The organism is Roseburia sp. AM59-24XD (assembly GCF_003478445.1).
Taxonomy (GTDB): Bacteria; Bacillota; Clostridia; order Lachnospirales; family Lachnospiraceae; genus Jutongia.
This window is the reverse complement of record NZ_QUET01000048.1, coordinates 1-12446: the sequence shown is the minus strand read 5'-3', so window position 1 is coordinate 12446 and position 12446 is coordinate 1. Positions and strand designations below refer to the sequence as shown.

General features: G+C 47.8%; 10 protein-coding genes, 2 tRNA genes and 1 other RNA gene. 1 reads left to right on the top strand and 12 read right to left on the bottom strand.

Features of this window, described 5'->3' with window-relative positions:
- Nucleotides 1-320 precede the first annotated feature (320 nt).
- The 7 genes from DXA20_RS15420 to DXA20_RS15390 all read right to left on the bottom strand — a co-directional run bounded on the left by DXA20_RS15420 (nucleotide 321) and on the right by DXA20_RS15390 (nucleotide 6070).
- Nucleotides 321-409, bottom strand: a tRNA-Ser gene (locus DXA20_RS15420).
- Nucleotides 410-511: 102 nt separating this feature from the next.
- Nucleotides 512-597: transfer RNA gene (locus tag DXA20_RS15415), tRNA-Ser, on the bottom strand.
- Nucleotides 598-743: 146 nt separating this feature from the next.
- Nucleotides 744-920, bottom strand: a non-coding RNA gene (gene ssrS, locus DXA20_RS15410) — 6S RNA.
- 118 nt (nucleotides 921-1038) lie between these two features.
- A complete protein-coding gene (locus DXA20_RS15405) occupies nucleotides 1039-2142 on the bottom strand; it encodes an aminotransferase class V-fold PLP-dependent enzyme (protein WP_118561991.1) in 1104 nt (367 codons plus the stop codon).
- Nucleotides 2129-4105: a hypothetical protein gene (locus tag DXA20_RS15400; RefSeq protein WP_118561989.1), complete on the bottom strand. Its 1977-nt coding sequence runs from the start codon at nucleotides 4103-4105 to the stop codon at nucleotides 2129-2131. Before DXA20_RS15400 ends, DXA20_RS15405 begins: the two co-directional genes overlap by 14 nt.
- Nucleotides 4086-5873, bottom strand: coding sequence for a phosphoadenosine phosphosulfate reductase domain-containing protein (locus DXA20_RS15395; protein WP_118561987.1), 1788 nt, complete (start codon nucleotides 5871-5873; stop codon nucleotides 4086-4088). The genes DXA20_RS15400 and DXA20_RS15395 overlap by 20 nt, the downstream gene beginning before the upstream one ends.
- Complete coding sequence (locus DXA20_RS15390) at nucleotides 5855-6070, bottom strand: helix-turn-helix domain-containing protein (RefSeq protein WP_147403769.1); 216 nt, start codon at nucleotides 6068-6070, stop codon at nucleotides 5855-5857. Before DXA20_RS15390 ends, DXA20_RS15395 begins: the two co-directional genes overlap by 19 nt.
- Nucleotides 6071-6276: 206 nt before the next feature.
- On the opposite strand from DXA20_RS15390, the gene DXA20_RS15385 reads away from it, so the two are divergent.
- Nucleotides 6277-6681, top strand: a complete 405-nt coding sequence (locus DXA20_RS15385; protein ID WP_022307000.1) for a helix-turn-helix transcriptional regulator — start codon at nucleotides 6277-6279, stop codon at nucleotides 6679-6681.
- Here the strand turns inward: DXA20_RS15385 and recO are convergent.
- The 5 genes from recO to DXA20_RS15365 all read right to left on the bottom strand — a co-directional run bounded on the left by recO (nucleotide 6605) and on the right by DXA20_RS15365 (nucleotide 12214).
- Entirely contained in the window at nucleotides 6605-7369 is a 765-nt protein-coding gene (recO, locus tag DXA20_RS15380; RefSeq protein ID WP_022306999.1) for a DNA repair protein RecO, read from the bottom strand. The genes DXA20_RS15385 and recO overlap by 77 nt on opposite strands.
- Nucleotides 7305-7514 carry a hypothetical protein gene (locus tag DXA20_RS16040; RefSeq protein WP_147403768.1) on the bottom strand — a complete coding sequence of 70 codons (210 nt, stop codon included), beginning with the start codon at nucleotides 7512-7514 and terminating at the stop codon, nucleotides 7305-7307. Before DXA20_RS16040 ends, recO begins: the two co-directional genes overlap by 65 nt.
- 103 nt (nucleotides 7515-7617) lie before the next feature.
- Entirely contained in the window at nucleotides 7618-8307 is a 690-nt protein-coding gene (locus tag DXA20_RS15375; protein WP_022306998.1) for a leucine-rich repeat protein, read from the bottom strand.
- A 4-nt stretch (nucleotides 8308-8311) separates the two neighbouring features.
- On the bottom strand, nucleotides 8312-9229 hold the full coding sequence (era, locus tag DXA20_RS15370; protein ID WP_022306997.1) for a GTPase Era: 918 nt from the start codon (nucleotides 9227-9229) through the stop codon (nucleotides 8312-8314).
- A gap of 21 nt (nucleotides 9230-9250) precedes the next feature.
- A complete protein-coding gene (locus tag DXA20_RS15365) occupies nucleotides 9251-12214 on the bottom strand; it encodes an insulinase family protein (RefSeq protein WP_118561983.1) in 2964 nt (987 codons plus the stop codon).
- Nucleotides 12215-12446: the final 232 nt, after the last annotated feature.

Sequence of the window (12446 nt, the reverse complement as noted above, 5' to 3'; positions counted from 1 at the left end):
GTTTTGATCTTGAAAATCTTTTTTAAGATGTGATTCACATCTTTTATTAGAATTTTCAGGGTTGTTTTACTGTTCAATTATCAAGCTTCTCTCAAGCGTTCCCGCTTGTCTGTTGTTCGCTTGTCTTGCGCGACAACGATATATATATTAGCACGCTTTCTCGATGTTGTCAACACTTTTTTTAAGTTTTTTTTATTTTCTGCAAGCTCTCGTCTTCCAACCGTCTTTGCAGAAAAGATTTCCTTTCGAAAATCAAAACTCGTCAGTGTCACCAACGAACTTGCGGTGCACAACACAGTATGAATCAACTTACTGTGTAACGGAGAAGGAGGGATTTGAACCCTCGCGCCGCTATTAACGACCTACTCCCTTTCCAGGGGAGCCCCTTCAGCCTCTTGGGTACTTCTCCAAGCTGATCTAACACATAATATTGTATTAGTTCTTTTATTCTCCCGGCTGCATTTGCCAGAAAAAAATTGCACGGTGTCGATATGACTCCGGGCAATAATAACGGAGAGGGTGGGATTCGAACCCACGCGCCCTTGCGGACAAACGGTTTTCAAGACCGCCTCGTTATGACCACTTCGATACCTCTCCACATATTCATTTGTGACGTCCGTCTTCCCGAACGCTGCTTGACAAGTATAACACCCGACACGATCTCCGTCAAGTCTTTTTTTTATTTTTTGCAAAAAATTTAAAATCGAAAAGAGGACCACATTAATATGATCCTCTTGCTGTCAAAGAAGCCCAAAATGCCGGTTCCTGAATTTTGAGTCCTAGCATGTGCTAGGTGGGTAACCGCACATGTACTTCTGCCGTCCCAGGTAATAGGGCATGACATCCATACATAGATATAGGAATCCCTGTTCAAAAGTGTAGGTTCAAAATGTCAGGAGTGTCGCACACCCCAGGTGATTTCTTTTATAGATAGTATACTCAATTTGATTTCAAAATACAACACTTTCTGCAAAGTATTTTTTCCATTTTTTTGAAACTGCCTCTAGCACAGCTTGTGCAGTACCTCTGCCAGCCGTATCAGTTCTTCCTCCGTTGTATATCTTCCCACGCTGACCCGAACCGTTCCTGTATCTCCGGTTCCGTAAATGTCATGTACATATGGTGCACAATGATATCCGCTGCGCACGCTATATCGTATTCCGCACTTAGGATGTCTGCCGTTTCCTCCGGTGTGTATCTTCTGAGACGAAATGACAGGATCCCCGTAAACTGCTCCTGAATACGGTGCGCCGGATAAAAACAGATTCCTCTCTGTCCGTGAAGCTCCTTCTGCAGCAATGCGATCTGATGCTGCTCTCTCTGCAATGTTTCCCGTGGATCAGGCAGAACCTCCAGTGCTTTTTTCAGTGCTCCGATCGCCGGTGCGTTACTGCTTCCGGCTTCATAACGTGCGCTTCCGGTCAATGGCATCTGCAGATTCCGGGAATCCACGCCGTTGCCTCCATACAGAACCGGCTCCGGCATTTTGCCGCCGCATACAATAAATCCTCCCGTACCAAACGGTCCGCCAATCCCCTTATGCCCTGCAAAAATTATAAAATCCGGTGCATCCTTTGTCAGCTCAACCGGAACGATACCAAGTGCCTGTGCCATATCTGAAATAACAACGGCACCCGCGGCATGTGCATATTGTGTTATCTGTTTCACCGGCAGGATATATCCGGTCACATTGCTGACCATCACCGCACATACAGCTTTGGGTGCATACGTCCGGAAAAGCTGTCTCGTCTGCTCCAGATCAATGTAACCATCCCCATCTACCGGAAGCAGCCTGATCTGAAGCTTATACCGCAGACGCAAAGTTTCCATCACACGGGCGATTGCATTGTGCTCATACGGCGATAAATACACAATATCCCCCTGCTCCCAGGATAGCCCTTGCAGCACTATATTACACGCCTGAGTTGCCGACGCGGTAAAATAGACATCTGAAGGATCATACCAGCCGGTCTGCGATGCTATTTGCGCCCTCGTCTCATCAATCAGCTTCTGTGCCTGCCGGCTTGCCGGATATGTTCCTCGTCCTGCATTGACGGACATTGTCCGAAACAGGCGATCCATTTCCTGATAAACACACTCTTCTTTTATATATGAGGTTGCTGCATAATCAAGATAGATCATTCTCTATCACCTCCTGCAGCACCCGGATCAAAACCGCTGCTTTCTCTTCCTGTTCCAGTGCATTTCTGGTCTCCCCGATCAGATAATGTATCTGCCGCTTCAGAAGCTGTGCCGTCTGCCCGTGCGATTCATGATATATTCTGCAGCTGATATCCTTCGCAGCTTTTTCGCAAATAACAATTTCCAGAGTCGGAGTCCCCGAATACTTTCCGCCAAGTTTCTCATTCATATAGTTTTGGAGCTTTCCGGCATAAATTTCAGCACTGTCCGGCTGAAAATACTCCATTGTAACCCCCATAAGCTGTTTTGCAAGCCTCTCGGTTTCTTCTACCGATGCCTCTCCACATATCTTCCCGGTGATTTCACAAAGTTCTTTCTGCAGTTTCGGATAGCAGGCTTCCAAAAGACTCTTCTGCGCCTGCAGTGCCTGAATGCATTCCTTTGCATTCTGTGCCAGCAGACAGTCCGGGATGTCCCGATAAAGGAAGGAAAAGAAACGATCTCTCTTCCGGCGGCATGCTCTGACAAATGCTTCCGTCTGCTTCCCGCATGCTCCGGTGCTCCCCATCGACCAGGTATACAGCGGAAGCTTTTGATACCAGTCCGCGATCCGGTCTGCCACTAACTTCGTCCTCTCAAACCTGCCGGTTTTGTCCAGTTCTTCCCGGTCAATGTCAAAAAGACCGGCAAGTTCCTCCTGATATTCCTGTGGATGCAGAAATACATTTTCTATATATAACTCATAATTTGCCGGTTCCTTATCTGCATTATCCAGCGTCTTTCCACAGATCACCTGCTCTACCGCTGCGACGCGGAGCACGCCATCCAGCTTCTGTTCCATCAGCGCCACTGCAAGAAGAACAGGAATAATACCTCCCGGCAGACCATACGGAGGTGCTTGCAGTGTATTGTACAATGTCTGCAGATTTTGCGGACTCTTCCGTGCATCGTCTATAAACCGGTGAAACTGCAGCAGGATCCGATTCATGACAGGCTCTGCCTGTTTGTCTCCGTTCGCCCCGGTCATCTCTGCCACACAGCGGCAAAGACGCTCTTCCTCCATATAAGAGGTTCTCCTCTTATATCCTGTCGTCCGCCCGAAAATTGCATCAATAACTCTCATTCTCACCCGGCGCTGTGTCAGTGTCAAAGCATCTGCCATCAACGTTTCCATTCGAAGTAACGGTGTTTCCGGATAATATTGTTTGCTTTGCTCCCACATTATTTGCAGAAGACGGCTTATACTTTCGCAGGATACCGCACCCTTTCCGGCACGCACTGCCTTCCACCGTCCGTCCACCTTGCCGACAATGATCGCCGGATACGTACTTATCCGATCAATGACATTCTGAATTTCATCCGATGCTGTTATTTCTCCGCGAATCAGACAGATGACAGACTGTTTCCGCATACAGGACTGTTCCAGAACCGTCTCACATTCCTCCGGCGCACATTCCCTGCAGCGATATATCCGGCGCATTCCTTTCTCAATATAATACCGGCACGAAAACAGCATCATCCCATCCTGAAGAAGTTCAACCGATGTCCGGTCTGCCATTTTGTAGCAGGCTGCCATCTGTTCTTCCGGCAGAGACAGGTTCTGTTCCAATTTCCACTGCATTTTCCGGCCAGACGCACCTTGAATAATCTGTACGATTGCCTCATCCGCTCCGCCTGTCATCTGTGCCGTCCGGTTAAGAAGCCAGGCAGACTCGAACCGTTCCAGATACGGATCACAGTGAAGAACCAGTTCTCCAAGCGGTGTCAGGAATGATTGCTTTCCCGTCTGTGCCAGTCCCAGTTCTGTAAGCCTTGTTCCGATATTGCGCACAGTAACCGGTGCATGTCCGAGAATATCCGCCCCTATGCGTCCGTTTTTATCAAACAGCTCCGGTCGCCCCTGTAATTCGTGCATTGCTTTTATAAGCCATTCCATCTTTATATTATCTGTTTTCCTGTTCATGTTTGCTCCTCTGCTGCCGCGGAATTGAAAGGATTTTCCGGATATAACAGCCTCCACTAAAATAATTAATACATTTTCTGCATCGAAAACACTTTTCATCATTGATCCGGTAACCTTCTGTATCACAATGCAGTGCACCATGCGGACAAATTTCTTCACAGGCATGACAGCCGATGCACATCTGATATTTGGTGATCTGTGCTTCCACATATCTCCTCGCCTTGTCCCTGCTTTTCGTTCCCATTCTGTCTAAGGCTTCAACAACAATCTTGACCGCCATGTCACCCTCTCTTGCCTGCAGACGAAGAACCGGCATTTTATCCCGGTCAAGTACATAAACCTCACCGAGATGTCTGCTGCCGAGTTCTCTGTGGATCCACCCAAACGGCTTCCACAGTTCAAAAAACGAAGCGGTCACCGGACGTGTCAATTCATAACGATACGCATCCGCTTCATTGACACAGGGCGTATACGAAACGACCGACTGTTTTGCATGCGCAAGACCGTATCCTCCCAGTCTCGCTTTCCATTGTCCGGTGCGGACATACTCTTCCGGATCCTTTTTATTTGTTTTGACCGCAAAATCAAGAAGCAGCCGCTTAAAGCTGCGATGCTGCTGCGGCATATAAATCTGTGCCAATATTTCTGACCATGTACTGTTATTGGGACAGCACCAGCATCCCACTCTGGCATATCCCAGACGATACGCCTGATTAAAGTCAATCCCTGTTGTGGCAATATACAGCCATACATCAAAGTCCTGCCAGTCGATGATCGGCGATGCTGTGATCTGTCTGCCAATCTTGTTTTTATGAGATGTTCTGTCATATTTCCGACGCCCATAAGACTCTGCCCGCCGGATCCCCTGAAAGGACAGGATCGCTCCTTCCGGGAAACACATTTCCAGCCGCCGGTTTAATGCGCTTGTTTTGAATACCGTACAGCACCAGCGCATGACTCTGCTCGGTGGCCCCAGTATTTCACAAAGTGCTTCAAACTGCTCGCCCCTGCTTTTTGCATCAATAAAATAGATATCCGGATGACTTCGTCTGTAACGCCGGATGTATTCCAGTGTCTGCGGAAGTTCTAAGGTAGTATCCGCAAATCCGTGCATCAATTCCATTCCCAGCGCACGGCGCACCAATTCTGCTACAACTGTAGAATCTTTTCCGCCACTGAACGAAACATAGCATTTAGAAATACCATACCGCTCCACGCTGGTTCGGATATAATCCACGGCTTCTGTTTCAAGCTCGCAAAACCGCCTGCAATTAGCTCGCACAAACCGTTCCCGCATCCGGTCAAACTCCCGCGTGTCAATATTTCGGAATGCCTCCGGTATCTTCTGTGCTGCCCGACGGATCTGTTCCTCTGACAGCTTCGTGATCTCTAACGGCAGCCTCAGTCCATCCGCATAATAAATGCCTCCCCCGTTCCACACACTGCTGTGGTCATATGTACCGGGCTCTGCCTCCATCAAAAGCTCCAGAAGCCGTTTTTCCTCAGGGAATACTATACGACAGTCACGTACAAACTCCTCCGCAGGCGCATGGCACAGCGGACAGTTCTTTTCATACAACGGTATCCGGCAGTGTGTACACCAGTAAAGCCGCGATTCCACTTCAACGTGATCCCGGCTTTTGCATATCGGACAGACTGCCTCCTCAATCAGCAGATACGATGCAGCTGCTTCCCGCCCATCTGTCCTCTCCTGTTTTCCCTGTCCATGCCTTCCGTAACACCGGTATGTCAGCATCCCTTTCTCCATTCTTCCGATGATCTGTCATAAAAATCATACGGATCCACCTTCAGGTAACTGCAGATCGCCAAAAACTCCGACGCATTCAGTCCTCTTTGCACCTTTCCGGAAAGAATCTCTCCTGCAACGCCCGTCTTTCCGGCAATTTCCTCTGCCGAAAGATGATGCTTTTGTATATAGTCAACCACTCGATGCGTTATTTCCATGCCTTTCTCTCCTCTCCATTCACAGGGATATTTCATTTTTTCCATTATATCCTCGTTTAAATAGAATTTCAACGCATAGTATTCCCTTTTAAAGAGAATTTTATGTATTACGCACATTTTGAGTGCAGGATTTCTTGACAATGTCATTTTTCGTTTGATAGTATAAATGTAAATAGGGTAAATACTCAGATGGATCGGAGATTCTTATGAAAAATCCAAAAATTGCTGAAAAATTAAAAGAATATCGTAAAATAAATCATTTATCTGTCGATGAAGTCGCAGCTTACCTGCGTGAAAAGAATATTGATGTTGCCACAAAGACAATTTACGGCTGGGAGAACGGACAGACACAACCCAGTGCTGATAATCTGATGCATCTGTGCCGCTTTTATAATATCCAGAATGTTCTGGCTGCTTTTGGGTATCTGCCTTCCGGCACAGAGCTTCCGTCTCTTTCCAATCAGGAATACAAGCTGATCGAGGCATACCGGAACCATCCCGACATGCAGCCCGCAATAGATAAGCTTCTTGATCTTAATACGGCAGAGACTCCAGAAAAGCCAGAGACTGAAACGTATGATGCAGATAATGTTCATAATAGTGTGTCATAAATTCTGAAAGTTCTTTTTCTATCTGTTCCGAAACACGAAATGTAAATAAACGCTCTAACGGTGTCGTCACTATAAACTGCAGCGCATAAACTGCGTCCGGACTAAGGCGGTATCCCTTTTCCCTCTGCTCTGACATAAACTTCGCAGCGCAGCTGTCACAAAGAAATCCACCTCTCGAAAAATAAACGCGAAGATTCCCCTGTGATGTTTTACATCCAAGACATTGAAACAATTCAAGTGCTTCACCCTCGATCTGCATCATACGCATCTCGTAGATTACCCGGACAAGCGGCAGTGAAATCTTTCCCCTGGTCATTGCGCTGCATGCCACATACAGAAGCAGAAGTTCATCCGGTGCCTCAACGTTTTCTCTTGTAAAATACCTTGCAAGCTCCGCAAAATAAGATGCATAGCAGAGAGTGTCAAAATCATCTGCTATTCCCGCAAAAAACTTCTTAATCTGCGCAGACTGCACGTTATAGGAGCTTCTGCCCTCGTACAGTCGATAAGTACCAAAAGTAAAAGGGATCGCACAGGCAGAGACTGCGCTGTTGACTCTTCTTGCTCCTGTGACAAAGGCAGAGATTCTCCCGCGTTCTTTTGTCAGCAGCTCTATTCGTTTGTCATATTCCTTTACCGGAGATGCCGTCAGCACCATTCCGGTCACTTCTATCAGCTCCGCCGCCATACCGTGCCTCTACCCTGTTTTCTGTCATCGTCCCGTCAGGACTATGTTCCCTTGTGTTATCATTCTGTCTTGCTCTGCAGTAATTCAGATAATCTTCTATACGTCCGCTTTCCATAAAACAATCCCATCGATTCGGTAATTCCATGATCCGTTCTCCTTTGCCCGTTACTTGACTGCAGGCATTCCTGCCGTCTATTCTTAGGATGGCAAAACGGTCTCCCGGATATACTGGAAGCTTATGGAATCTTCTATATGCCCTTATACACAGCGCGCTTCGGACCGCTTGTTTTTAGAAGCTTTTTGTATTTGGTACGGACGGAACGCGGCATCACAAACCGTATCCCGGATGCCGTGGAACGAAATGCATCATCACCCACTTCATTTAATTTCCTGCCCTGAAATGTAACCTTTCCAAGCTTTCTACAGCCCTGAAATGCCCCATACTGGATCCTTGTTACATATCTTCCGACCGTGACATTTTTAAGCTTTCTGCAACCCCGGAATGCTTCAAAATCGATCATTTTGACATCATAATATATGTCCTGCACACAGATCTTGGCAGGAATACGGATTGCAGTTTTGCTCTGAGCGGCTTTCGTACAGCCGATCAGATTTGCATGTGTTCCGGTATACTCGTAGATCAGTCCCTTTTTGGTAATCTTTTGCTGAACCGGTGCATTCATCACAGACATCGGCGGTTCCTGAGTCGGACTCACACTCGGACTCGGTGCTGCCGATGCAGATGCAGAAGCGGACGGACTTGCCGAAACAGAAGCGGACGCTGTGGAGGTTGGTCTTGGCGTTGTCGTCACCGCCGGTGTTACCGTAACCGCTGCTGCCGCTTTCTCCTCCGTTGCGCCTGACGGCATTGCTGCTGCCGCAAGAAACGCTGTCAGCACACCTGCTGCAAAAATATATTTTAGCTTTCTTTGAAACATCGTATTATTCCTCATTTCCCTCTGAGCGGTAGCCAAAATTCTTAATCAGAAAATCACTGTCCCGCCAGTCCTTTTTGACCTTTACCCAGAGCTTCAAATTCACTTTACAATCTAACAGTGCCTCGATATCCTTTCGGGCATCGGTACCGATCTTTTTGAGCATAGAACCCTGCTTGCCGATAATGATTCCCTTATGGGAATTGCGCTCACAGACGATCGTTGCATCAATATCGATCAAAGTTCCGCCCGGGCGCTCCTTCATCCGGTCGATTGCCACGGCAACACCGTGCGGAATCTCATCACTTAAGTTACGCAGAGCCTTCTCGCGGATAAGCTCTGACACGATCTGGCGCTCCGGCTGATCTGTGATCGTATCCTCATCATAATACTGCGGACCTGTCTCGAGATACCGGAACATGGATTCCAACAGCTCATCCGTATTCTCTCCCTTCAATGCCGATACCGGAATGATCTCCGCAAAATCAGCAATGTCCTTATAAGCATCGATAAAGGTTAAAATCTCTGCCTTTGCTACCGTGTCGATCTTATTGATCACAAGAAAGACCGGTGTCTTGACCTTGCGAAGCTGCTCTGCGATATGGCGCTCTCCCGCGCCGATAAAGGTCGTCGGCTCAACGAGCCAGAGGATCAGATCGACCTCCTTAAGCGTACGCTCCGCCACCGAAACCATATATTCTCCGAGCTTGTTTTTCGCCTTGTGAATGCCCGGTGTATCCAGAAAGATGATCTGTCCACGCTCATCTGTGTAGACAGTCTGGATCCTGTTACGGGTGGTCTGCGGCTTGTTGGAAGTGATCGCGATCTTCTGTCCGATTATCCGGTTCATCAGCGTTGACTTTCCTACGTTCGGACGGCCGATCAGTGTCACAAAGCCGGACCGAAACTCCTGTTTTTTTGCCATGGTACTCCTCCATTTTATATTTTATAAGGTTAGTAATTTATCAAATAAGTCTTTCTCTTCCCTGATGTGGTTCTCATTACCGATCACGCAGATGCTGCCGGTTGAAGCGATCGCCTCTGCCATATCTGCCACAGCACGGATATCCTCTCCGGAACATGCCAGAACCTGATCTCTTGCCTCCTGCAAAACCTCCTCCGGGATCTCAGAAAGATAAACTCCCATAGAGCGCTTGCCCTTTGCTGCCGGCGGCTTCGGGGTATCCAGTCCGCTGATCGTTCCGATAATGGTCTTGAGAAGCTCTCTCTCCTCGGCATCAAAGCTGCGGAGATAATCTGCCGCCTTCCGGTATGCCTCGAGTGTACTTCCAAGACCCGGATCACGGTAGGAAGTAAAGAAGCCCTCGCCGTTACGGATGAGCTGGCAGGATACGCCATAGGCACCTCCCTTGACACGAACCTCATTCCAGAGATAACCAAAATTGAGCAGATGGCGCGCCACATCCAGCACACCACGCTTAATGCCGCTCATGTCCTTACACTGACCTGCAATCGCAACATACTGTACCTCTGCCGGTGTCATAATACCTTCATTAACCGGTTTAAGCTCCATAACAAACGGTGTCATCACATCATTAAGACTGCCGCCCTCTGCCTCCTGTTCAAATGTATCCAGACGTTTCAGGAATGCCGGAAGCTCCTTCTCAATTTCCTTTAATCCATTCCGGTCTGCCGTACAGGATATCGTCAGTCCGGAGCGGGTAAATATCTTCTTCATCAAGGCCGCACAGCCCTTCTGCAGACGTTCCTTTTCTTTATCAAACTGATCGTCCAGCTGTGCCAGATATTCATAATAACCGTATCCGCCGTAGCGGTCACTGAGCCAGTCCACCTCAGAAAGATGGGACATCGCACGCACCATTGCAGCCTGATGACCTGCTGACATCATGCTCACCTTCTTACGTGAGCGTGCCTCGGCAACAACCTCACGCAGATGTTTCTCATCCGCAAAGCTTGTGGTAAACATGATCTGTGCCATCAGATCAAGAGCCTCGGAAAGCTTGCTGCGAAGCACCTTCGTGCTTATCTCAAAGCGTACACGGCAGGCATCCTCTCTGCCATAAAGACGATAGAAGTTCACGTCCGCACCGATGCCGCCGGTATGGAAATTGATCTCTGTATCCAGACTGCTGTAGCTGTAATCCTTTGTATCCATATAGCCAAGCAGCGTCTTAAGGAAGCTCATCTGCGGCATAAATTCCTTACAGTCATCTACGTCAAACAGCAGATCAAGATATACGATATCATTGGTATGAATGTCATGGTGCATCACCGGAACATTTTCAATCTTGCACTCCCTGTTGTAGATCGGCGCGATCTTCTTATCAATATCTTCTCTGGAAAGCATCGGGATCTTCTCCAATACCTCCTTCGGAGACGGCTCCTCCTGATATGCCTTTAATGCTTTGGTATCCTCGATCAGCTGTGCAATCTCTTCGTCAGATAAAGATGCCTTATAGGCTGCCAGACGATCCTTTTCCTTCTGCTCTGCCTCGGCAGAAAGTCCGTTTTTCGGCTTCATTTCCACAAGAACAGCATGCGGGTTGTCGATCAGATACTTCCGGATCAGTTCTTCATAATAGCCGGTTCCAAGCTTTTCACGTAGAAATTCATAAGCACTCCGGAAGCAAAGTGCATCATACGGCATCTTATCATCATACAGCCAGGTCTTCATCGTATTGAGACCATAGATCAGTCCCTTTGGGAACATTCCGTAATCGGCTTCTCTTTCCTTAAATTCCATTGCATTGATCGCCGCCTCCAGTGCTTTCTGATCAACGCCCTTCTCCACCTGCTCCTGCAGAGTGCTTTTGATAATATCATAAAATCGCTTGCGCTCACCCGCTTTGGCATTCTGGGTGGTCAGAGCAAAATAGCTCTGGCGCAGAATATCGCAGAAATCAACATCGATGTCCGTTCCGATCCCGGCATCCAAAAGTGCCTGCTTGAGCGGTGCGCCCGGCATCTCTGCCAGAACATACGCAAGCACCTCAAACGCCTTGCAGGTCTTGACATCAAGCGTAATATCCATAGCTGCCGCAAAGGCATAGTAAGTCTTTTCGTCACTGTCCTCATTTTCGGACACTGCATACTCGGTCTCAAGCGACTTCATCTGCGTAAACGGCTTCTGCAGAGGGATCGAAGAATCCAGCTCGATTGCAGGGAAGTCCTTCAGGTAATGCTGATCCATCCACTCGAGACGCTCCTCAATGTCCATGTTACCATAAAGATAAATATAGCTGTTGACCGGATGATAATAATGACGGTGAAAGTCAAGATACTCCTCATAAGTCAGATCCGGGATATTCGCCGGATCTCCGCCGGATTCATTGCCATAGGTATTGTCCGGAAAGAGCCCGTTCATCACAAAACGCTCCAGTTTTCCGTCCGCAGAGGAGAATGCTCCCTTCATCTCATTGAACACAACACCGTTATAGGTGACCGGTTCATCCGGAGCATTTAACTCGTAATGCCAGCCCTCCTGTTTAAAGATCTCCTCATGCTCGTAAATATTCGGATAGAATACTGCATCCATATAGACATGCATAAGATTCTGAAAATCCTTGTCATTGCAGCTTGCAACCGGATACAGGGTCTTGTCCGGATATGTGGTTGCATTGAGGTAGGTATTTAAGGAGCCCTTTACTAACTCCACAAACGGATCCTTCGCCGGAAACTCTCTCGAGCCGCACAGAACCGTATGTTCAATAATGTGCGGTACACCGGTCGCATCCTTTGGCGGGGTACGAAAGCCAATGGAAAATACCTTATTCTCATCCTCATTGCTTAAAAACAAAACTCTCGCTCCACTCTTTTTGTGACGCAGTGCCAGCGCTATGCTGTCGATCTCAGGAATGGATGCTGACTGTTCCAGTGTATATGTCTCCGGTATTTTTACCTCTTGTACGTTTTTGATCCTTGATGCCATAAAAACCTCCATCTATCATTTTGCAAAGTTTCTCTATTTATACTATACCCAAAATCTGTAAAAAAGTAAAACGAAAAAAAACGACCGGATACAACATATTTGTGTCCGGTCGTTTCTTTGGATGTGCGCCTAGCGGCGCACGTTTCTAACGGGTTAAAGTCCCGAATCCGCCCGGTAGTGGGAAGGATATAGCCGAAGGCAAGGGTGTCCATCGTGAGATGGAATCTGAAGG